The sequence below is a fragment of the Allobacillus halotolerans genome (assembly GCF_018967645.1).
Taxonomy (GTDB): Bacteria; Bacillota; Bacilli; order Bacillales; family Alkalibacillaceae; genus Allobacillus; species Allobacillus halotolerans.
Genome location: NZ_JAHLZF010000001.1, coordinates 254464 through 276419, shown reverse-complemented (window position 1 = coordinate 276419; position 21956 = coordinate 254464). Strand labels below are relative to the sequence as shown.

At 38.5% G+C, this 21956-nt stretch carries 17 protein-coding genes and 5 tRNA genes; 17 read left to right on the top strand and 5 right to left on the bottom strand.

The window, feature by feature from the left end; genetic code table 11:
• Nucleotides 1-378: 378 nt before the first annotated feature.
• Nucleotides 379-1368 carry a 4-hydroxy-3-methylbut-2-enyl diphosphate reductase gene (locus KQ486_RS01455; RefSeq protein WP_144158354.1) on the bottom strand — a complete coding sequence of 330 codons (990 nt, stop codon included), beginning with the start codon at nucleotides 1366-1368 and terminating at the stop codon, nucleotides 379-381.
• A 147-nt stretch (nucleotides 1369-1515) separates the two neighbouring features.
• Between KQ486_RS01455 and KQ486_RS01450 the strand changes: the two genes are divergently transcribed.
• Together KQ486_RS01450 and KQ486_RS01445 are read left to right on the top strand one after the other, a co-directional pair.
• Entirely contained in the window at nucleotides 1516-2835 is a 1320-nt protein-coding gene (locus tag KQ486_RS01450) for a DEAD/DEAH box helicase (RefSeq protein WP_144158357.1), read from the top strand.
• A gap of 17 nt (nucleotides 2836-2852) precedes the next feature.
• Nucleotides 2853-3743, top strand: a complete 891-nt coding sequence (locus KQ486_RS01445; RefSeq protein ID WP_216686565.1) for a deoxyribonuclease IV — start codon at nucleotides 2853-2855, stop codon at nucleotides 3741-3743.
• Nucleotides 3744-3750: 7 nt separating this feature from the next.
• Here the strand turns inward: KQ486_RS01445 and KQ486_RS01440 are convergent, their stop codons facing one another.
• On the bottom strand, nucleotides 3751-4023 hold the full coding sequence (locus KQ486_RS01440; protein ID WP_216686564.1) for a DUF2624 family protein: 273 nt from the start codon (nucleotides 4021-4023) through the stop codon (nucleotides 3751-3753).
• 168 nt (nucleotides 4024-4191) lie between these two features.
• Here KQ486_RS01440 and KQ486_RS01435 point away from each other — a divergent pair, with 168 nt between their 5' ends.
• Nucleotides 4192-4614: a DUF2306 domain-containing protein gene (locus KQ486_RS01435; RefSeq protein ID WP_216686563.1), complete on the top strand. Its 423-nt coding sequence runs from the start codon at nucleotides 4192-4194 to the stop codon at nucleotides 4612-4614.
• A gap of 64 nt (nucleotides 4615-4678) precedes the next feature.
• Here KQ486_RS01435 and ispG read toward each other — a convergent pair whose 3' ends face one another.
• Nucleotides 4679-5791, bottom strand: a complete 1113-nt coding sequence (gene ispG / locus KQ486_RS01430) for a flavodoxin-dependent (E)-4-hydroxy-3-methylbut-2-enyl-diphosphate synthase (protein WP_144087470.1) — start codon at nucleotides 5789-5791, stop codon at nucleotides 4679-4681.
• A 192-nt stretch (nucleotides 5792-5983) separates the two neighbouring features.
• Here ispG and KQ486_RS01425 point away from each other — a divergent pair, with 192 nt between their 5' ends.
• The 11 genes from KQ486_RS01425 (at nucleotide 5984) to cydS (ending at nucleotide 13581) form a co-directional block, all read left to right on the top strand.
• Complete coding sequence (locus KQ486_RS01425; RefSeq protein WP_144158369.1) at nucleotides 5984-6622, top strand: NfeD family protein; 639 nt, start codon at nucleotides 5984-5986, stop codon at nucleotides 6620-6622.
• 116 nt (nucleotides 6623-6738) lie between these two features.
• Nucleotides 6739-8370 carry a Na/Pi cotransporter family protein gene (locus KQ486_RS01420; protein ID WP_144158372.1) on the top strand — a complete coding sequence of 544 codons (1632 nt, stop codon included), beginning with the start codon at nucleotides 6739-6741 and terminating at the stop codon, nucleotides 8368-8370.
• 416 nt (nucleotides 8371-8786) lie between these two features.
• Nucleotides 8787-8861: transfer RNA gene (locus tag KQ486_RS01415), tRNA-Asn, on the top strand.
• Nucleotides 8862-8864: 3 nt separating this feature from the next.
• Nucleotides 8865-8938 (top strand) — tRNA-Met (locus KQ486_RS01410).
• A 29-nt stretch (nucleotides 8939-8967) separates the two neighbouring features.
• A tRNA-His gene (locus KQ486_RS01405) sits at nucleotides 8968-9043 on the top strand.
• 11 nt (nucleotides 9044-9054) lie between these two features.
• Nucleotides 9055-9131: transfer RNA gene (locus tag KQ486_RS01400), tRNA-Ile, on the top strand.
• Between the two features lie 10 nt (nucleotides 9132-9141).
• Nucleotides 9142-9234: transfer RNA gene (locus tag KQ486_RS01395), tRNA-Ser, on the top strand.
• 178 nt (nucleotides 9235-9412) lie between these two features.
• Entirely contained in the window at nucleotides 9413-10807 is a 1395-nt protein-coding gene (locus KQ486_RS01390) for a DHA2 family efflux MFS transporter permease subunit (RefSeq protein WP_144158374.1), read from the top strand.
• A gap of 298 nt (nucleotides 10808-11105) precedes the next feature.
• Entirely contained in the window at nucleotides 11106-12446 is a 1341-nt protein-coding gene (locus tag KQ486_RS01385) for a cytochrome ubiquinol oxidase subunit I (protein WP_144158396.1), read from the top strand.
• On the top strand, nucleotides 12443-13456 hold the full coding sequence (locus KQ486_RS01380) for a cytochrome d ubiquinol oxidase subunit II (protein WP_216686562.1): 1014 nt from the start codon (nucleotides 12443-12445) through the stop codon (nucleotides 13454-13456). The genes KQ486_RS01385 and KQ486_RS01380 overlap by 4 nt, the downstream gene beginning before the upstream one ends.
• 14 nt (nucleotides 13457-13470) lie before the next feature.
• A complete protein-coding gene (gene cydS / locus KQ486_RS14690) occupies nucleotides 13471-13581 on the top strand; it encodes a cytochrome bd oxidase small subunit CydS family protein (protein WP_375713309.1) in 111 nt (36 codons plus the stop codon).
• 394 nt (nucleotides 13582-13975) lie between these two features.
• Here the strand turns inward: cydS and cydC are convergent, their stop codons facing one another.
• A complete protein-coding gene (cydC, locus tag KQ486_RS01375) occupies nucleotides 13976-15676 on the bottom strand; it encodes a thiol reductant ABC exporter subunit CydC (RefSeq protein ID WP_216686561.1) in 1701 nt (566 codons plus the stop codon).
• Nucleotides 15673-17400, bottom strand: coding sequence for a thiol reductant ABC exporter subunit CydD (gene cydD / locus KQ486_RS01370; protein ID WP_216686560.1), 1728 nt, complete (start codon nucleotides 17398-17400; stop codon nucleotides 15673-15675). Before cydD ends, cydC begins: the two co-directional genes overlap by 4 nt.
• A 204-nt stretch (nucleotides 17401-17604) precedes the next feature.
• On the opposite strand from cydD, the gene KQ486_RS01365 reads away from it, so the two are divergent.
• From KQ486_RS01365 to KQ486_RS01355, 3 genes are all read left to right on the top strand, one after another.
• On the top strand, nucleotides 17605-18213 hold the full coding sequence (locus tag KQ486_RS01365) for a superoxide dismutase (RefSeq protein WP_144158411.1): 609 nt from the start codon (nucleotides 17605-17607) through the stop codon (nucleotides 18211-18213).
• 203 nt (nucleotides 18214-18416) lie between these two features.
• Nucleotides 18417-19622 (top strand): MFS transporter, encoded by a 1206-nt coding sequence (locus tag KQ486_RS01360; RefSeq protein ID WP_216686559.1) that lies wholly within the window; start codon nucleotides 18417-18419, stop codon nucleotides 19620-19622.
• A gap of 87 nt (nucleotides 19623-19709) precedes the next feature.
• Nucleotides 19710-21824 (top strand): peptidoglycan D,D-transpeptidase FtsI family protein, encoded by a 2115-nt coding sequence (locus tag KQ486_RS01355; protein ID WP_216686558.1) that lies wholly within the window; start codon nucleotides 19710-19712, stop codon nucleotides 21822-21824.
• Nucleotides 21825-21956 lie beyond the last annotated feature (132 nt).

The following is a 21956-nucleotide window of genomic DNA, read 5'->3' as shown; positions in this document are numbered from 1 at the left end:
ATCAAGTTTACTTTTCCCTATTATTTGAAAAAGTAGATGAAGTGATTCAATCTCATACTTGTTTGATTGATAAAAGCTCATCATATACCGCCTGTGTATTTTATACTACACTATTTGAATTCATATCGCATTCATCCCTGTTTAGTACATTCTATATATTGGTAAACAAATTTGAGGAAAAAGCACAAGGTGAGTGATCGTAATTGATCTGGTTGTTTATTTGATTGAAGAGTGGGGGAGAGATATCTTAAGGTGAGACAAGCTATTGAATGATGGAGACTTTTTCACGAATGAAAGTAAAAAACTGTTTCTATAAGCCTAGCTGAGAGGCTTATAGAAACAGCTTTAAATTAATTAAAGTCGTTCACGTGAGGAACTTTATTTTTTGATTGTTGCACGATTCTTTTTGGCTGGCTTTTTATTAGGCTTCACTTTTGGAAGAATCTTTGTGCTCGTTACAAGGCTTTCTCTTGACCAAGTCGATTCATCGTTTTCATCATAATTCTCGATGAATTTGATGACCTCTTTGGCAATCGGAGTAGGTGTTGAAGCACCAGCTGTAACGGCAACTTTTTCGCAGCCTTCAAGCCATTCTAATTTGATTTCTGAAACATCAGCAATTCGATATGCTTCTGTATTGGCAAGTTCTTTTGATACTTGTGCCAACCGATTGGAGTTGTTACTCATTGGGTCGCCAACGACTAGTGTTAAGTCGGCATCTTTTGCTTGTTCAGCAACTGCCTCTTGACGAACTTGCGTAGCCATACAAATTTCTTGAACCAATTCTGTTTGTGGATATTTTTCTTGTACGAGAAGCATAATGTCATGTACATCCCACTGACTCATTGTCGTTTGGTTGGTGACGACAATTTTCGAACTAGGATCGATGGTTAGGTTATCGACATCATCTTCCGTTTGAATTAAATGAACATGATCTGGTGCGACGCCAACAGCACCTTCAGGCTCTGGGTGACCTTTTTTACCTATATATACAATTTCATATCCTTCAGCTACTTTGTCACGAATTAAATCATGGGTTCGAGTTACATCTGGACACGTTGCATCAAGAACAGTCAAACCTTTATCTTCAGCGACTTTCTTCACTTCTGGTGATACACCGTGAGCAGTGAAAACAACTGTTCCTTCATTGATGTCTTTTAATAATTCTAAACGTGACTTTCCACGTTGATCTAACGTAATAATTCCTTCATCCTTGAAAGCGTTAGTGACGTGGCTGTTATGAACAATCATCCCAAGAATGTAAATTGGCCGAGGTAGGTTTGGATCCTTTGCGGCATTACTTGCGATGACCATTGCGTCAACCACACCATAACAATAACCTCTAGGGGCTATTTTGATGACTTCCATTGATTGGTTCCTCCTCAAATCGCAATAATATCTCTCTAAACCTATTATAAGGCCTATGAGTAACTTTTACAAAGTGTTAAGTCGTTGGCAATTCATTCTATTGTGATTTATAATAAAAGATGGCAGTTTTAAAGGAGAATTCGTCTTATGACTAAAATGTTTAATGATTATGCACTAAGCGAGAATATGCTTCAAATTATTCACCAATTAGGCTTTAAAAAGCCAACTGAGATCCAACATGAGGTGATCCCTCAGTCGTTCAGTAAACGGAGTATTATTGGACAATCTCAGACAGGTTCTGGGAAAACACATGCTTATTTAATCCCGTTATTCGAACAAATCGACACAACAGATTCATCTGTACAAAAAATTGTAATCGCACCGACACGTGAGTTGGCGATTCAGATTTTTGATGAAGTCAAAAAAATAATTCATCTCGCAGATGATCAGGTTGAATGGAATGCTCGGTTGGTCATTGGTGGCACAGATAAAAGCCGCGAATTACAAAAAATGAAAAACCAGCCACATTTAATTGTTGGTACGCCTGGAAGAATCCTTGATTTTATGAAGGAACAGGCAATTAAAACCGCGTCTGTGAATACAGTCGTTCTAGATGAAGCTGATTTGACGATTGATTTAGGTTTAATCAATGAAGTAGACCAAATTTTGTATCGACTAAAAGAAGATATTCAGACTATGATTTTTTCAGCAACCATTCCAAAAGGTTTGCAGCCATTATTAAAACGTTATTTAAATCATCCACTTCATATTGAAGTAGACCACGGTTCGTTTGGTCCAGAGAAACTGGAGCACCGTTTGGTTCCGTTGCGGCACCGGAATCGTGCAGACTTATTAATCAAGGCTTCAGAGTTGATTAATCCATATATCGCATTAGTATTCGTCAATAAGAAAGAAGATGCGGATGAGTTGGCGAATGAATTGATATCGAAAGGCTTTGAAGTTGGTTTAATACACGGTGGGCTAAAGCCGCGAGAGCGTAAACGTATGCTTCAAGAGTTGAAGTCGTTACGTTTTCAATATATTGTGGCGACTGACTTGGCTGCAAGAGGGATCGATATTCCTGGAATTAGTCATGTCTTTAACGCTCAGTTACCGCAAGAAATGGATTCGTATATTCACCGAGTAGGCCGTACGGCAAGAGCAGGTCTTGAAGGAACAGCAGTCAGCTTTTATGAAGAAAAAGATTTAGCCTTAATTGGAAAATTGGAAGAACGCGGCCTTTCATTTACAAATATGGATATTAAACAAGGTGAATGGGTTGAAGTCAAAGAGTGGAATGAACGGAAAAAGCGTGAGAGAAAAGAATCTGAACTAGATGCTCAAGCGTGGCAGCAAGTCAGAAGAAAGAAAAAAGTGAAACCTGGCTATAAAAAGAAAATGAAATCTGAACAAGAACGGATTAAAAAACAAATGAAAAGAGACCAATTTCGGAAAAAGAGAAAATAGAGGAAGGGGAGACGGGAATGATTTTAGGTTCTCACGTTTCAATGAGCGGAAAGAAAATGTTATTGGCATCTAGTGAAGAAGCAGTTTCTTATGGATCCAACACATTTATGATTTATACAGGAGCTCCACAAAACACAAGAAGAAAAGCAATTGAGGAATTAAATATTGAGCAAGGTAAAGCTCATATGAAAGAGCATGGAATCAATGAAATCATTGTCCATGCCCCTTACATTATAAACATTGCAAACACAACAAAACCTGAAACCTTTGAATTAGGCGTCAATTTTTTACGTAGTGAAATTGAACGGACAGAGGCGCTTGGTGCTAAACAAATTGTCTTACACCCAGGAGCTCATGTGGGAGCTGGAGTTGATGTTGGTATCAAGCGAATCATCGAAGGATTGAACGAGGTACTTGAAAAAGATCAATCCGTTCAAATCGCATTGGAAACAATGGCTGGAAAAGGTTCAGAGTGTGGTCGTAGCTTTGAAGAACTCGCCAACATCATTGATGGCGTCACACATAATGATCGTTTGTCTATTTGCTTTGATACTTGTCACGTCCATGATGCCGGTTATGATATTGTGAATGACTTAGACGGCGTGTTAAAAGAATTTGATGACATTATTGGATTAGACCGTTTAAAGGTACTTCATATTAACGACAGTAAGAATGAAAGAGGTGCAAGAAAAGACCGACATGAAAATATAGGATTCGGTTACATTGGGTTTGAGGCATTGCACCGTGTCATTCATCTCCCTGAATTTAATGAAGTACCTAAAATATTGGAAACACCGTATGTCGGTGAAGATAAAAAGAACCGAAAGCCACCTTACAAATTTGAAATTGACATGTTGAAAAACGGCGCTTTCGATGAAGATTTAAAAGATAAAATTGTTAATCAATAAGGGTAAACTATAACAAGTGGTCTAAGTTATACTCTTTAGCTAAGTTTTCCAATAATTTCTTCGCATTATTGGCTTCTCGACGACCTATATTTTGTTCAATATAAGAAAATGTTTTCAATCGATCCTTTTCCGAAAAAGGGTCGATTTTTTTTGTGTGGATGAAATCGAGTAATTCTTCAGATTGCCTCATAGTAAGCGGGATATTATACCGTTGACTATATTGAACGATTTCCTTAGGTGATGTTTGTGCTAACTTCATCCGAACGAGTTGCTTAATCATGGGATCAACCTTTCTGTAGTCATTTCATTTATATATATATATATGTATGAACAACGAAGATGTCTCATGCGAACCAACCCAATTGTGACGAAAATAATAATTTTCATTCATAAAATAACCACTTATACACAGACTAGAGATACGAAAATAAAGTGGAGGCATGCAATCATGAAAGATGATCAATATAATAATGATTCAGAATACACTTCTAACCAGGATGATTTCACATCAACCAGTCATGTCAATGAACAAAACACAGACTCGAAACAAGAAGTAGAGTCAATAGATCATTATGATACGGAATTTACTGCGGATGCACCAGCAATCAATCCTCACGAATCAAGCCGTTCAGAAGTAAGGAAATATGATAAACGAACGAATATGAAAGTACGTGCACAGCACGGATGGGGATGGTTAGCACTTAGCGTAGCGGTGATTTCGTTCTTTATATGGACGATATTTTTCGCTATAATTGGAGGAGTTTTGGGCGTATATGCAATACGGAAAAACAGCTTAATATTGGGAAATGCCGCCATTATATTATCGATGTTTGCAGTCATTTTCCGACTGATGGTAAACCCAATTATTTAGAATTGAATAAACAAAAAGCCGGTAACGAGCGTATATTCTCATCACCGGCTTTGTCTTAGTAAAATTACGTGTTTAGTTTTTGTTTTTCTTCTTCTTGTTTTCGATAATGCTCTTCAGCAAGAATATCGATTTCTTTTTTCAATTCTTCAACCATTGTTTCTTCAGGAACTTTACGGACGGTTTTTCCGTGACGGAATAGTAAACCTTCGCCGCGTGCTCCTGCAATACCTATATCTGCTTCTTTCGCTTCACCTGGTCCGTTTACGGCACAACCAAGTACAGAAACTTTAATAGGTGCGTGGATTTTTTGAATATATTCTTCGACTTCATTCGCAATGGAAATTAAATCGATCTCGATTCTTCCACAAGTAGGGCATGAAACTAATGTTGCAGCGTTAGCAGCTAAGCCGAATGATTTCAACAATTCTTTTGCTACCTTCACTTCCTGTACAGGATCAGCACTTAGAGAAATTCGAAGCGTACTTCCAATCCCTTTGTTTAAAATAACTCCTAGACCTGCTGCACTTTTTACAGAACCAGCAAAAAATGTACCTGATTCAGTGATACCAAGGTGAAGCGGGTACTGAATTTGTTTAGCGGCTTCTTCATATGCTTCAATCGCTAAGTTAACATCAGATGCTTTCAATGAAACCACAATGTCGTAGAAGTCTAGATCTTCGAGTATTTTAATATGCTCAAGCGCACTTTCAACCATTGCTTCTGCTGTAGGGTATCCATATTTCTCTAGCAAGTGTCTTTCTAATGATCCCGCGTTGACTCCAATTCGAATTGGAATACCTTTTTCTTTTGCTGCGTTTACAACAGCTTCAACACGTTCTCTTTTACCGATATTACCAGGGTTAATCCGGATTTTGTCCGCGCCGCCTTCAATCGCTTTCAATGCGAGACGGTAATCAAAGTGTATATCAACGACAAGCGGTATATTAATTTGTTTCTTTATCTCTGGAAGTGCATTTGCTGCACGTTCATCCGGACATGCTACACGAACGATTTGACAGCCGGCGTCTTCTAACCGGTGAATTTCTGCAACAGTAGCTTCAACATCGTGTGTTTTTGTTGTCGTCATCGATTGAATAATAACTTCGTCTGTTCCACCAATGACAACATCTCCTACACGTACAGGTCTCGTATCCTTACGGTGTGTAATTGCAGGCATGCTACAACTCTCCTTTAATCTTTAGAAAAATAAATATCCAATATAGATAATAACACAAAACCGATTCAATTTACCATATTAACACTTGATAAAACGTATTGGTTTCAATATTAGTTTATTTCTACAATATTATTATATAAAATAAAGAGAAGAATAAAAATATTTAGTCATGTAGAAATGCGGGGGAGAGAAATGCTTTTAGATCATAATTTTTTCGTGTTTTTAATTCCTTTTTTAGGGTTGTTTTTCTTGTTTGGTGAGCTTTTTGTAAAAATTAAAGGTGTAGGAGCAATTTTAGGACTTGGATTTATAGCCTATTACTTTTCTTTTTATCTGGATTCTTTACAATTACTGACCATTACGGCCTTTTTCTTATTAGGGCTTGGGTTAGTGGTTCTAGACGGAAAGTTAATCAATGATGGTACATTGGGTGTTATTGGTTTATTGTTAATGATTTTTATCATCGGGTTCACTGCACCAGGTTGGGTAGCATCTTTTTATAGTTCTGCGGGTGTTTTGTTAGGTAGTTTGAGTAGCTTGTTTTTATTAAAAATATTTCCGAAAAGGAATATGTGGTCAAAAATAGCTTTGAATGATCAGCTGACGAGTGAAGCGGGGTACAATTCATTAAATGACGAATATAAAAGCTTGCTCGGAGAAAGAGGCATTACAAAAACGGTTTTGCGACCGACGGGAACGATTGTAGTAAATGAAGAAAAATACAGTGCAGTTTCTGAAGGAAAGTGGATTGAAATGGATAAAAAGGTTGAGATTGTGCAAATTGAGGGAACAAGGATTGTAGTTAAAGAGGTCGACCGATCTACAGAATAATTTACCATTATTCTCGATTGTAAAGATTGTGTAAATTTTTCACCTTAACCGTTTACAATAAACGACTTTGTTCTACATAATGTGAAAGGGTTAATAATTAAACAGAGGTGAAATCAATGGGAGATGTATCTGTTCAAGAAATGATATTCCCATTCATTGGTGGATTAGGAATTTTTCTATTCGGAATTAAATATATGGGGGATGGCCTCCAAAAGTCAGCCGGCGATAAACTAAGAGAAATTTTAGATCGTTTTACAACGAACCCATTTATGGGAGTTCTCGCTGGTATAGTCGTTACCGTATTAATACAAACGAGTACAGGAACAACTGTGTTAACGATTGGTTTGGTAAACGCAGGCTTCATGACACTGAGACAGGCAATTGGAGTCATCATGGGAGCGAATATCGGTACAACGGTTACAGCGTTCATTATCGGTATCGATATCTCTGCGTATGCACTTCCGATTATTGCAGTAGGTACATTATTACTATTCTTCTTTAAAAACAATCGAATCAATTATTTGGGACAAGTTTTCTTTGGTTTCGGTGCATTGTTTTATGGTCTCGAACTAATGGGTGAAGGTATGAAACCGCTTCGAACATTAGATACATTTCAAGAATTAACCGTATCGATGAGTGAAATTCCATTATTAGGAGTACTAGTCGGAACAATCTTTACGGTCATCGTTCAAAGTTCTTCTGCAACGATCGGGATTTTACAATCGTTACATGCAGAAGGCGCGATTGAGTTAGCAGCTGCATTACCTGTATTGTTTGGTGACAACATCGGTACTACCATTACAGCAGTTATTGCAGCAATTGGTGCCAGTGTAGCAGCTAAACGAGCGGCCGCAACGCATGTTATTTTTAACCTAGTCGGGGCAACCCTCTTTTTAATACTTTTGCCTCCATTTACAAGCTTAATCTCTTGGATGCAAGAAGTGCTGGCATTGGAACCGAAAATGACCATCGCATTTGCTCATGGTACGTTCAATATTACGAATACGATTATTCAGTTTCCGTTCATCGCTTTATTAGCTGTACTTGTAACGAAAATTGTTCCTGGTGAGGATCAAGTCATTGATTATAAACCAAAACACTTGGATCCGATATTTATTGCGCAATCACCTTCTGTAGCGATTAACCAAGCGAAACAAGAGACGTTGCGTATGGGCGAATTAGCTGTACAAGGATTGCAAGAGACAAGAGACTACGTGAATACAAACAGCGGAAAACACTCAGAGATGGCTTATCAATTCGAACATGCGATTAATGACTTGGATAAGAAGATTACGAACTATCTTGTACAAATTTCAAGTACATCGATTACTGAAGCGGATAGTACGTTACACTCAAGTATCGTGAATATTGTCCGTGATATCGAACGGATAGGGGACCACTTTGAAAACGTCCTTGAGCTAAATGAGTATAAACTGACAAATAAAGTGATTATTACTGAAGATGCGATGCAAGACTTAAATGAAATGCTTGATCTGACTATCTCGACAGTTTCACAGGCTTTGGAAGCATTCGAAAAAATGGACGACGAACTGGCCGATGCCGTAATGGCAAAAGAAAACGAAATTGACAATATGGAAAAAGTTTATCGGAAAAACCACATTTTACGTCTAAATAAAGGCATATGTAATGGAACAGCAGGGATTGTGTTCGTCGATATGATCAGTAACTTAGAGCGAATTGGAGATCATGCATCAAACGTAGCACAAGAAGTTAAAAACAATCACTAATGAAATGTTTGTGAATAACCGCTTTCTATAATAGGGAGCGGTTATAATTTTTATAAAGGTAGCTAAGCTATTGATGAAGATGCAAGGCTTTAAATGATTGATTTGGTAGGTTATATTCTTATTTTGACCAACCTATATCATCCGCTAAAATTTTAATCGAAAACTTTGGCAAGATAGGATTGACAATCATGAAGGAACATGATAAATTATATTTCGTCGTCGAAAATTGCGAAATGAATTTTCCGCGATAGACGAGTGTGCGTTTTCAACACAAAATTATTTAACTTAAATTTTAGCGTAGCGAACCGTAAACATCATGAAAGATCTTCTGAGTAGGTTTGACGAGGAGTGGACACACGACGAGCACTGAGCATATTAAGCAAAGCGTGTTTCACTTAATATTTACTATATTATATTCCAGCGTAGCTCAGTGGTAGAGCAGTTGGCTGTTAACCAATTGGTCGCAGGTTCGAATCCTGCCGCTGGAGCCATATGGCGGCGTAGCTCAGCTGGCGAGAGCGTACGGTTCATACCCGTGAGGTCGTGGGTTCGACTCCCTCCGCCGCTATTTTTTATGAATTAAACATTTTACATATGGCGGTCGTGGCGAAGTGGTTAACGCACCGGATTGTGGCTCCGGCATTCGTGGGTTCGATTCCCACCGGTCGCCCCATTAAATACTTAGGACCCTTAGCTCAGCTGGTTAGAGCTATCGGCTCATAACCGATCGGTCGCAGGTTCGAGTCCTGCAGGGTCCACCATTTACTCTTTGGAGGAGTACCCAAGTTCGGCTGAAGGGAGCGGTCTTGAAAACCGCCAGGGGCTTTGCGGCCCGCGGGGGTTCGAATCCCTCCTCCTCCGCCATACATAAAACAAAAACTCTAAAAGTCAGATGACTTTTAGAGTTTTTGTTTTTTAACATGAATATGAGCTATTATGCGAGGAAATTTTATAAATAATATTATTAATCATATCTATTTATTTCGGGTTACTAAGTTGTTATACTAATATTTAATTTGTGAAGATAGAAGGAAGGTCCACCATGACAGATGAAGAAAGAAGTAAAATAAAAAAAGTTCCTTTGATGATCGCATTATTATCTGGAGCTTTTGTAGCAATTTTAAATCAAACGTTACTAGGTACGGCGTTACCCTATATAATGAGGGACTTAGAGATTGAAGCGGATTTAGGTCAATGGCTTCAATCCATTTTCATGCTCGTTAATGGGATTATGATTCCTGTTACTGCTTTTTTGATTGAACGATTTACAACACGCGGACTCTTTTTGTCGGCAATGGGTCTTTTTGCGTTTGGGTCCTTATTATGTGCAATTGCACCGAGTTTTGAAATTCTCCTTGTCGGCCGAGTATTTCAGGCTTCGGGCGCTGGAATTATCATGCCGTTGATGCAAACCATACTCTTTTTAATTTTCCCGATTGATAAACGAGGAAAAGCGATGGGGTATTTTGGTCTAATCATTGCTTTTGCACCAGCAATTGGACCGACATTATCCGGTTACCTTGTTGAAAATCATCATTGGAGTATTTTGTTTTATATTGTCTTACCAATCGCGATCTTCGATATGATTGTTGCTTACTTTATTTTAAAAAACATAACAAAACAAACATACCCATCCGTTCATATACCATCAATTATTTTGTCTACACTTGGATTCGGCGGATTACTTTATGGCTTCAGTGTAGCAGGAGATGCTGGTTGGTTAGCGACAGAAACCATTATTTCAATAGTAGTGGGTTCAATCACTTTATTCTTTTTCATTCGTTTACAATTACGAATGGAAACGCCAATTTTACAGTTTCGAATTTTTAAATTTAAAACCTTTACGATTGCGACAGCGATTGGTATGGTTTCGTTTATGTCAATGATAGGCGGAGCGATCATACTACCAATCTTTATGCAAGATATGCTAGGCTTCTCACCGTTGGAATCAGGCCTCATGTTGATGCCTGGAGCAATTTTAATGGGACTCATGAATCCTGTGACAGGAACGTTATTCGACAAGTTTGGGCCGCGTTGGTTGTTAATCATTGGTTCGCTAGGCCTCTTTCTCACAACGTTGTTGTTTACAAATCTAGATGAGTCCACGTCGTTTTTATATTTAACTGTATCTAACACATTGCGGATGCTTTCCATCGCGATGATTATGATGCCTTCAACAACAGCTGGGCTGAATGTTTTACCTGAAAAATACTTGCCACATGGTACGGCAATGAATAATACGTTCCGCCAAATATCAGGCGCGGTTGGAACAGCTTTGCTCGTTTCTGTCATGACACACCAGATTACACCGAATGCTGGAGTCGCCGGTGAAATTAATGGTGTAGTTGTATCCTTCTACGTAGCAGCCATAATCTCTCTCATTGGTTTTGTTTTGTCGCTATTTATCAATAATCGTCCTGATCATGCAACATTGTAGATATCTAACAGGCCTCTATGAGTATTTCACTCTTAAGAGGTCTGTTTTTGTTTTGTTCATTCAACAAAGGTTTGTTTTAATGTTATTGAGGAAATGTCAAGAATATCAAGACAGTTTCCATCATTTTAATAGATTCAAAATACATAAAATGTAATTATTATTTGTTTCAGCAAAATGAGATTCATTCACAAATAGTACATAATAAAGCCATATAACCTTCATAGATATAAGCTTTAGTCAAGAACAGATAGGGTATAATAGTAATTGATACATGATATTACTTCATGGGGGGAGAAACATGTTATTTGATGATCCGGTATTTGGAAGTCGAATGCTTACCATGTTGACGCTAAGCTTTCATATTATCTTTGCGACGATTGGTGTTGGCGTACCTTTAATGATTATGATTGCACAGTGGATCGGCATAAAACGAAATGACCCTCATTATCTATTAATGGCAAGAAGATGGGCCAAAGGATTTGTTGTAACTGTAGCTGTAGGTGTAGTTACAGGAACGGCGATTGGCTTGCAATTAAGTCTTCTTTGGCCAAGGTTCATGGAATTAGCCGGGCATGTGATTGCCTTACCTTTATTCATGGAAGTATTCGCTTTTTTCTTCGAAGCAATATTCTTAGGTATATATCTATATACTTGGGATCGCTTTGAAAATCCTAAAAAACATTTATTATTACTCGTTCCAGTTGCTATAGGAGCTGCAATGTCGGCATTCTTTATAACAACGGTCAATGCGTTTATGAACATGCCAGAAGGGTTTGAAATTGTTAATGGACAGTTAACAAGCGTGAATCCATTGATGGCAATGTTCAACCTTGCAACTTGGACAAAAGTGACGCACGTTGTCGCTACGGCGTTCATGACTTCAGCATTTATTTTGGCTTCAATCGCTGCCTTTCACTTATTGCGTGGTTCGAAACAAACATATCATAAAAAAGGCTTGCACTTGACGATGAAAGTTGGTTTAGTATTTGCAATTGCATCAGCATTACTCGGAGACTTTTCTGGTAAGTACTTGGCAGAGCACCAACCAGAAAAGTTAGCTGCAGCAGAATGGCACTTTGAAACAGAAACAGAAGCACCACTCATATATATGGGCATATTGGATGACGATCAAAACGTCCGCTATGCGCTTGAAATACCATATGCGCTAAGTATTTTAGCGTTTAATAATCCATCTGCTGAAGTGATAGGGTTAAATGAATTCCCGGAAGAAGAGCAACCACCTTTGTTCATTCACTATTTCTTCGACATTATGATTACGATTGGCTCATTGATGATTTTCTTAGGGTTGATTTATGTAATAGGAACACGTTACAACTGGAATTGGATCCGACAAAAATGGTTTCGATTTTGTATTTTGCTAGGTGGCCCTTTATCTATGATAGCGATCGAATCAGGATGGTGGCTAGCTGAATTTGGAAGACAGCCATGGATCTTAAGAGGTTTTATGACGGTAGACCAAGCGGCAACACAAAGTGATCATGTCGGATTGATGTTCGTATTGTTTGCGATTCTGTACCTAGTACTAGGTATCGGTGTCGTCGTTGTGCTCACGCGTATGTTTAAACAAAACCCAGTAGAAAAAGATCTAGCATCATTACAAGGTGGTGAGGGTCGATGAGCTATGAGATTTTAGGAATGGCTGTTTTATGGACATTTTTATTTGGATATGTGATGATCGCCTCCATAGATTTCGGTGCAGGGTTCTTCAATGCTTATAGTAAATTAACTGGCAAGGAACATATTTTGACGAAGGTCATCCAACGTTATCTTTCGCCAGTATGGGAAATCACGAATGTTTTCCTAGTATTTTTCTTCGTAGGAATCGTCGGGTTTTTTCCATCAACAGCTTACTATTATGGGAGTGTACTACTAGTTCCTGTCAGCATCGCTTTGATCTTACTAGCGATACGCGGTTCTTACTATGCTTTCGAAACCTATGGACCAACAGGCCATAACGGATATGCGTTTATGTACGGGGCGTCAGGTTTAGTATTTCCTGCATCACTTTCTGTCGTTTTCGCGATTTCAGAAGGGGGATTCATTGAAATTACTGAGTCTGGACCTGTTTTGGACTATTGGACACTATTTACGAGTCCATTGACATGGAGTATCGTGATTTTAGCCGTAGTAGCTGTATTGTATATATCAGCCGTTTTTCTGACGTGGTATGCAGATAAGGCTGGAGATATTGAAGCAACCAATTTAATGCGAAAATACGCTTTAATTTGGGCTGTGCCATTGATTATAACCGCGGGTGGAATCATATACGAATTACGTTGGCATAATCCAGATCATTTAGAATTGATCTTTGATTTATGGTGGATGTTTGCTATTTCTTTTGTACTCTTTATTGGTTCTGTATATTTTCTTATCAAAAAGAAAAATTATGGCTGGTCAGTAACTTTGTTATTCGGGCAGTTCGCATTTGCTTTTTACGCTTACGGTATTTCAAAGTATCCTTATTTACTCTATCCTCACTTAACCGTACATGATGGATTTACAAATGAAACAATGGCAATATCATTGATCGTCGTATTCATTTTAGGCTTTGTCATGCTTGTTCCATCATTGTATTTAGTATTCAAGTTATTTCTATTCGATAAGAGATATATCCAAGGCGATAAATAGTTGAGGTGATTCATATGGAAGAATTACTAATTATATATGCACCACCGGTTGTGTTGATCGGATCGATTATCTTAGCTTTTTGGGTCGTATTAAGAGAGAGCCCTTCTTTATATGAGGATGAATAATGATCATATATAACAGATGAATAAGATAAAGGAAAATGCAAACACCCCAGTCAGGTTGGCAGCGCGACAATCCTAACTGGGGTGTTTGTCTATTCGGGGGTAGCGCACTTTTTTTTATGCCCTACCCCTGATTTGAGTTCGTCTATCCGGGGGTAGCGCACTTTTTTTATGTTCTACCCCTGATTTGAGCGCGTCTATCCGGGGGTAGCGCACTTTTTTTATGCTCTATCCCTGATTTGAGCGCGTCTATCCGGGGGTAGCGCACTTTTTTTATGCTCTACCCCCGATTTGAGTGCGTCTATTCGGGGGTAGCGCACTTTTTTTATGTTCTACCCCTGATTTGAGTGTGTCTATTCGGGGGTAGCGCACCAAACCGTTTGGCTACCGATTGTACTTATAGTAAGACAGAGTCTTCAATCTGTTTCATTTGGAAAAATTCACCTTGACGCTTCATGAGCTCTTCATAGGTTCCTGATTCAACGATTTTACCCTCTTGTAAAACGATGATTTGGTCCATGTCTTCTAAGTGAGTTAATTCATGTGTAATCAATAGCATGGTTTTATCTTCTGTTTCATTCCAAAGTTGTCGGTAGATATTATCTTTATTTTTCGTATCTAAACTTGAAGTCGGTTCATCTAGCAACCAAAGCTCAGCCTCTGGCTTCAATAGTGTTCTAGCAACTGCTAGTCGTTGTTTTTCCCCACCGGATAAATTACTGCCCTTTTCCAATACAAGCGAATCGAGATCCAAATAAGATAGGTTCACCCGTTCGAGGACCTTGAGCATATCGGCATCTGTGTGAGTTGAATCAGCAAATAGATTATCACGAACAGTCCCGTAAAAGAAATGACTTTCTTGTAATACTACATTTGAATGCTTCCATAATGAGCTAGGTTCAAGCTTTTCAACCAGTTCGTTATTCCATAGTATGCGTCCGTCTTGTGTAGATTCGATACCGAGAACTAAGTCAATAATCGTTGATTTACCTGAACCACTAGGCCCAACAATAGCTGTTTTACTGCCTCTATTTAAAATAAAACTTACATCAAGTAGAGCAGGTGATAGGGCATTGGGATAACTGAAAGTCAGCTGTTCCATTTGTAATGAACCAAGAGAGGACACTGTTGTTTTCATATCTTCATGACCTGTTGGTTCCACTTCACTTAAACGTTCACTAACTTCCTGACTGTTTGCTAGATGAATCGGCAAGGCACTTAACACTTCACTGTTTTCAAACAGTGTGATCGATAGCAATAAAAATACAGCTAAATAAATCCCGTTCAAGTCACCATCTGATACAAAATAGGCACCTGCTGCCAACACAAGCCAAATGATAAAATAGCCGACCCATGTGTAAATGGTTTGATGAAGCCTTTCTTTCCTTTTTTGATTGAAAGATGATCGTTCATATTGATCGCTCGCTTTGATCAATGCGTTTTTCTGTGTTTTTTCGTGTTGAAAAATTTTCAACTCTTTGTATCCGAAAAAGTATTCGCCTGCATCGTTAGACAATGTAGTTCTATCCATACGCACCGTTGACTTGGTTTTCATCAGCCACCAATAAAAGAGGGTGGGCAAGACTAGAATTTGTAGTATAAACCCAATAAACAAAATTGCAGCAACCCAAAATGAAAAAAAGGATGCAAAGAAAATCGTCGTCAAGAAAATAAAAAAGAGCAACATCGGTGGATATAATACCCGTAAGAAATAGGTTTGTAACGATTCAATATCACCCACCATACGCGAGAGCAAGTCACCGGATTGATATTTTTGCATGAGGGTTGAGAATGACTGGTCCAGTCTTCGATAAAATGTTTTGCGGATATGACCGAGAACAGTAAAACTTGCACGGTGTGAATAATAACGTTCGCCATAGCGACTAAACGCTCTTGTCACTCCGAGCAATTTGACGATTGCAATTACTACAGTTAATGCTGTAAGCGGTACGCCAATTGCGGCTTTGGATAGTAAATAACCACTCGCTGAAAATAAACCAATCGCTGCCATACCAGCAATGAATCCAAACAATACAGAAAGAAGAACATCTTTTTTTTCTTTCAAAATTTCGTTAATTACAACACGTAAATTTGTCATTCCATGTTCTCCTTTCTTATTGGTGTAATTAAGCTCTGATAGAACTCATTGGAATGTTCCAACTCTTTATGTGTACCATCTGCTACAATTTTTCCTTCTTCCATAATCCAAATGCGGTCGCTGGATTGGATTGTTTTTATTCGATGTGCGATTGTAATGACTGTCATTTTTTCAGTTAACTGCTCCAAGCTATTTTGGATGACTTTTTCCGTTTTCAGATCAAGTCCAGTTGTTGGTTCATCGAATAATAAAATCGAAGGTTGTTTAATTAAAATTCGTGCAAGTGCTAACCGTTGTTTTTCACCGCCCGATAGACCTCGTCCACCTTCACCGATCGTTGTATGGATGCCGTGTTCTAATGTAGATACGAGGGTATCGAGTTTCACTTGATTTAATACGCGCCATATTTCCTGATCACTGACGAACTTGTCTGTTCCGAGAGAGATATTTTCTGCAATCGTTCCGGCAAATATATAAGGGTCCTGCGATAGATATCCCAGTTGACGAAACCAAGAAGATGAATCGACATCAGCCTTTGAATAGCCATCCAAATAGATCGTCCCTGACTGTGGTTCCATCAAACCAGCCAACAGATGGAATAAGGTCGTTTTTCCCGATCCACTTTCACCGATCAAAGCTATTTTTTCATACGGATCAATATGAAGATTGATTGGGCCAAGCATGAAACCGTCATTTGGATATTGCATGTCAACATTATTTAATTGGATGGAGGATGGAGAGCCTGTCTGCAACTTTTGGGTTCCCCAGCTGACATCATTTGCATCCGTGGAAATCTCTTCATTTATTTTTTTAATAGCAGTCAAACTTTCCCGACCGGAATGGAAAGCACTGCTTAACTCCTTCAAAAGTACATAAAATTCTGGAGCCAACAAAAGAACGAAAAAGGCTGTATGGAATGTAATGGAATCGAATACAATCATACGGAAAGATACTTCCAAAGCAATAAGTCCCATGCTTAACATGGATATTAACTCCATCATAAACGCTGAGGCGAATGCGACTTTTAAAACATCCATCGTGGCATCGCGAAATCCCAACGTGCTCGTTTCGATCTTTGATTCGGATTGTTTAGCCTTACCGAATAACTTTAATGTTTTCAATCCTTGGAGAGTATCGAGAAATTGCGCTGAAAATGCATTCATTTGTTCAATTTGCTCTTCTGATTTATCCCTTGTTTTCATACCAATGATCGCCATAAATAAAGGAATAAAAGGCGCGGTAAATAAAATGATTAATCCAGATGGATAGTTAAAATAGAAAATGACCCCAAGGAGGATGATGGGAATGGTCGATGCTTGAATGACTTTAGGCAAGTATTCACTAAAATAAGGATCGATCTCATCCACTGTATCCAGCATCAGGCCAATTTTTTTGCCAGATTGGTCTTCGTTAGTTGGTGTTAGAGATTTGGTTGAAAAATGGTCCAATAATCGGTTCCTGATTTTTTTCTTAGCCTGAAATCCGAGCTTCAGACTGACTGAACCAATGAAATGAATAAAAAGTGCGCGACCAAGCAGGAGGATGAATAGGAGTGAAAGTAATGTCACGACAGATTCGAATGGTTGGTTTTCCAGAAAAATTGTATGAATGATTTCAACGATTAAATAAGCTTGGAAGACAATGATCGCACCTAGCAGAATACTGAATAATAAAATCCACATCAGTTTATTTTTTTGTTCGCGGATGATTTGTTTTACATTCATTACGGATCGAATCTCCCTAAACGTTTGTTTAATTCTATTTTATCATGAGATAAAGGCTGAATCGCTAATAAAGAATGACAAGGATTTAACATTTTAGGCAATGCATAAAACTTGCAGGAAGCTCTAAGCCTTGATACCCTTAATGGTGGAGGGAAATTCATTGTGATTTCCATGGATTAAATTATTTGAAGGAGGAATTTCATCATGGCTTTTGAATTACCAGAATTACCATACGCATATGATGCACTAGAGCCACACATCGACAAAGAAACAATGAACATTCACCACACGAAGCACCATAACACCTATGTGACGAAATTAAATGCTGCCTTAGAGGGGCATTCTGACCTTCAAGACAAATCATTGGATGAGTTATTAAAAGATCTTAACTCTCTACCAAGTGATATTCAAACAGCAGTAAGAAACAATGGTGGTGGACATGCGAACCACTCACTATTCTGGACAGTTCTATCCCCAAATGGTGGAGGAGAACCAAGTGGCGAATTAGCTGATAAGATCAACGAAAAATTCGGTAGCTTTTCAGCATTCCAAGATGAATTCGCAAATGCTGCAGCAGGTCGTTTCGGTTCTGGCTGGGCATGGTTAATTGTAAATAATGGAGAATTAGAAATTACTTCTACACCAAACCAAGATACACCAGTAATGGAAGGTAAAACACCGATCCTTGGCTTGGATGTTTGGGAGCATGCTTACTACTTGAACTATCAAAACCGTCGTCCAGATTACATTAAAGCATTCTGGAACGTTGTGAACTGGGATGAAGTAAGCAAGCGTTATGAAGACGCTAAATAAAATGAAAAAATGACCATGTTTTATAAGCTCTCTTCAAAGCACTTTGCTGCTTTGGTGAGAGCTTTTTTGATGATGGAGTAAATATGGTTATACTATATAATTGTTAGCTCGATGTACCGAATTTTATACAGTTGTAGAACAATATTGAACGTGCATAACTGGTTTCCTCTTGTTTAGACTAATGACTGAAAAGAGGGAGCTAAATGAAACTTCGCCATCGAGATGACGTAACTGAATACGAACGAAAGAATTTATTTTATCTGCTGACAATCTCTGCGTTATATACACTCGGTTTAAGCATGTCCAATATCTTCGTCAATATCTTTCTGTGGAGACAATCTCATGATATTGAACTGCTTGCAGTGTACAATATTTGCATTTACTTAACGCAGCTATTTATTTTTATCATTGCTGGCAAATGGGTAAAACGTTTCGATCGGGTCATTATTCTACGTGTCGGAATAATACTTATCTCACTGTTTTTCATCGGTCTCTTATCCTTAGGAAGTCATGCTTTATCCGTCTATATGCTTCTGGGTGCCGTACTCGGGGCAGGCTATGGTTTTTATTTGTTGGCATTTAGTGTGTTGACATTTGAAGTAACCGAACCACATACACGCGATTACTTTAATAGCACCATGGGGACACTGCAATCAATCGCCTGGATGATTGGACCCTTATTTGCAGGCTATTTAATTACCGTATTGTCAGGGTACAAAGGCTATATAACGATATTCTTCCTATCATTTGTGCTGTTCATCTTGGCTGTAATTACTAGTATATTCCTTGAGCGTAGGCGAACGAGTGGGCAATATATTATCAGAAGAGCCTTACAAGAGCGGAAAGAAAACCCGAATTGGTATCGATTGGTGAATGCACACTTTCTACAAGGTATGCGAGACGGTGTGTTTTTGTTTGCAGTCGGTCTATGGGTATTCATGATCACCGACCGAGAATTGACAATTGGGATCTATAATTTCATCTACGCAGGTGGATCGCTTTTGGTATATCAGTTATTGAATCGCTGGTTGAAGCCATCTAAACGAAAAACATTCATTCTAATTGGTTCTGTAGCGTTATACGGTGCTGTTGTTTGGATTATTTATGCAAATACAGCGATAGATCTTTATTTATACGGATTGATTATTGGATTATCGTTTCCGTTATTTTTCGCTCCGTTTATGTCCATTTCTTATGATGTAATTGGTAAGGCAAGGAACGCAAGAGATTACCGGGTTGAATATGTAGTTTTTAAAGAAATTGTTTTAAATTTTGGCAGGGTCATCTCTCTTGTTCTGTTTTGGATCGGCCTACAATTTTTCCCCGAGACTCAATGGCTGCGTTATTCGTTGTTAATTTTTGGTTTGGGCTATCTATTTGCTATGCTTCAAATTCGAAAAATCGACTAAGTGTCAGAACTTCTTCATGAAAATGAGCAAATTTGATGATATAATGAAGCATGTCAAATTACTTCGTTTTAAGGGAGAGCTCAAACGATGGGGAAGAATAAGAAGCAAAAATCACATTTGCCTCTTCGATTAAATATATTGTTTTTTATCATTTTTCTATTGTTTTCCGGTTTGATTTTACAACTCGGGGTCGTACAAATCTTATTTGGCATGGATGCACAAGAAGAACTCGACCGAACAGAGCGAGTAACTTCTGCTACCCCAGTGCCTAGAGGGAAGATGTATGATCGTAACGGTGAACTCGTCGTTGACAACAAGGCGGAGTTCGCTATTACATACACTCCAAAAAAGCATGTTCAACCGGAAGACAATGTAGAAATTGCTGAAAAATTAACAGAATATATTCAAATGGATACGGATTCAGTAACCAAGCGAAACAAGCAAGATTACTGGATCATCAAAAATAAACAAGAGGCCTATGAACGATTAACAGATGAAGAAAAAGAACTAAGTGATCAAGATCAATATTATGTGATGCTAGAAAATATCACGGATGATGAATTAGAAAGTTTTACTGAAAAAGAACTGGAAGTAATGGCCATTAAGCGTGAATTGGACAAAGCTTATGAGCTGACACCACATATTATTCAATACGATGACATTACCGTCGAAGAGTATATGGTGATTGGCGAAAACTTGCATAATTTACCAGGAATCAATGTCACCACGGATTGGGAACGTGATTATTTATTTGAAGGTACTTTTGCGAATTATCTGGGAAGAATTACGAGTCAACAACAAGGGATTCCGCAAACTGACGAACAATACTTCCTTGCAAGAAACTATAGTCGGAATGACCGTGTAGGCAGAAGTGGAATTGAAAAAGAGTATGAGCTTTATTTAAATGGTAATAAAGAAATCAAAGAACATATTACGGACTCAAGTGGTACTGTGATTGATTCAAATATAATTCGTGAAGGACAAAGAGGAAAAGACCTGATCCTTTCGGTTGATATGGAACTCCAACAGCGATTGGATAAAATTGTACAAGAAGAAGTCAAGACAGCCGTTCAGAAACATCCAGGAAAAAACAGATGGTTTAGACATGCTGTCGCTGTTTTGATGAATCCAAAAACGGGGGAAGTTTTGGCTACATCAGGACAACAATATAATCCTTCTGAAAAAGGAGAAGATGAGTTTACGGATGTATCTCATAAAGTTCTTTATGACACGTATTTACCTGGTTCCACGGTAAAGGGTGCTACAGTGTTGGCAGGTCTTGATTCAGGAGAGATCCGTCCGGGAGAAGTTATTGTTGACCGTCCGCTTGAGATAAAAGGTTCTGATAAGAAAAGTTCTTGGACAAGATTAGGACCTGTAAATGATATCGATGCGATCAAGCGTTCATCCAACGTCTATATGTTCTTCATAGCAATGCAAATGGGTGGGGAAAATAATTACCAACCAGGGAAAGCCATTAACTATAACTCGAAAGCTTATACGGAAATGAGAAATTATTTTCAGCAATTCGGCTTAGGTGCCAAAACAGGAATTGATTTTCCTTATGAAGAAAATATGGAAGCCTCCCCTCCAACCGGTTACGGTAGAGCTGCTCAATTTCTAGATATGGCAATAGGTCAGTATGAGAACTATACAGCTATACAGTTGGCGCAATATATTTCAACCATTGCGAACGACGGCTATCGGATGAAGCCATATCTCGTCAAACAGATTCATAATTCATCAAAAGGGGATCAACTCGGCCCACTTTATAAAGTTAACGAACCGACGATTCTGAATAAGATAGAAATGAAAGACACCTACTTAAACAGAGTCCAAGAAGGGATGCGACAAGCCTTTCAAGAAAGTGGAGGGACAGGGTACAGGTATTTCGCTGATGCTGAGTATAACCCAGCCGGTAAGACGGGAACTGCAGAAGCTTTTTACTGGGACAATGAAACCAAAACCTTGCATACGGATGTCAACAATTACAATCTTGTTGGTTATGCGCCTTTTGATGAACCAGAAGTAGCGTTTGCCGTCATGGCACCTTATTTAGGGACGGGTGATTATCCGGTTCATCATAGAATTGGAAGAAGAGCGTTAGACACTTATTTCGAGTTAAAAGAAGAACGTCTAAAAGGTTCAAGTGAAGACGAATCAGGAGAAGAGTCAGAAGAAGATCAATCTGAAGATGAGTAATAAAATATGTTTCTATGAATATCATCATCATTTAAAAAATCTAAAACGTTAAAAATACGTGCTACCTCTGTTGAACGTTTCAATCAACAGGTAGCACGTTTTTTAAATACGATCTCTCGGTTGTGTTCTTTC

Excerpts from the sequence above, each read along its gene's own strand:
- KQ486_RS01390 (WP_144158374.1), top strand. The coding sequence starts at position 9,413 with ATGACAGATGAAGAAAGAAGTAAAATAAAAAAAGTTCCTTTGATGATC.
- KQ486_RS01420 (WP_144158372.1), top strand. The coding sequence starts at position 6,739 with ATGGGAGATGTATCTGTTCAAGAAATGATATTCCCATTCATTGGTGGA.
- cydC (WP_216686561.1), bottom strand. The coding sequence starts at position 15,676 with ATGACAAATTTACGTGTTGTAATTAACGAAATTTTGAAAGAAAAAAAA.
- KQ486_RS01455 (WP_144158354.1), bottom strand. The coding sequence starts at position 1,368 with ATGGAAGTCATCAAAATAGCCCCTAGAGGTTATTGTTATGGTGTGGTT.
- ispG (WP_144087470.1), bottom strand. The coding sequence starts at position 5,791 with ATGCCTGCAATTACACACCGTAAGGATACGAGACCTGTACGTGTAGGA.
- KQ486_RS01450 (WP_144158357.1), top strand. The coding sequence starts at position 1,516 with ATGACTAAAATGTTTAATGATTATGCACTAAGCGAGAATATGCTTCAA.
- KQ486_RS01425 (WP_144158369.1), top strand. The coding sequence starts at position 5,984 with ATGCTTTTAGATCATAATTTTTTCGTGTTTTTAATTCCTTTTTTAGGG.
- KQ486_RS01385 (WP_144158396.1), top strand. The coding sequence starts at position 11,106 with ATGTTATTTGATGATCCGGTATTTGGAAGTCGAATGCTTACCATGTTG.
- KQ486_RS01355 (WP_216686558.1), top strand. The coding sequence starts at position 19,710 with ATGGGGAAGAATAAGAAGCAAAAATCACATTTGCCTCTTCGATTAAAT.
- KQ486_RS01365 (WP_144158411.1), top strand. The coding sequence starts at position 17,605 with ATGGCTTTTGAATTACCAGAATTACCATACGCATATGATGCACTAGAG.
- cydD (WP_216686560.1), bottom strand. The coding sequence starts at position 17,400 with ATGAATGTAAAACAAATCATCCGCGAACAAAAAAATAAACTGATGTGG.
- KQ486_RS01445 (WP_216686565.1), top strand. The coding sequence starts at position 2,853 with ATGATTTTAGGTTCTCACGTTTCAATGAGCGGAAAGAAAATGTTATTG.
- KQ486_RS01440 (WP_216686564.1), bottom strand. The coding sequence starts at position 4,023 with ATGATTAAGCAACTCGTTCGGATGAAGTTAGCACAAACATCACCTAAG.
- KQ486_RS01435 (WP_216686563.1), top strand. The coding sequence starts at position 4,192 with ATGAAAGATGATCAATATAATAATGATTCAGAATACACTTCTAACCAG.
- KQ486_RS01380 (WP_216686562.1), top strand. The coding sequence starts at position 12,443 with ATGAGCTATGAGATTTTAGGAATGGCTGTTTTATGGACATTTTTATTT.
- cydS (WP_375713309.1), top strand. The coding sequence starts at position 13,471 with ATGGAAGAATTACTAATTATATATGCACCACCGGTTGTGTTGATCGGA.
- KQ486_RS01360 (WP_216686559.1), top strand. The coding sequence starts at position 18,417 with ATGAAACTTCGCCATCGAGATGACGTAACTGAATACGAACGAAAGAAT.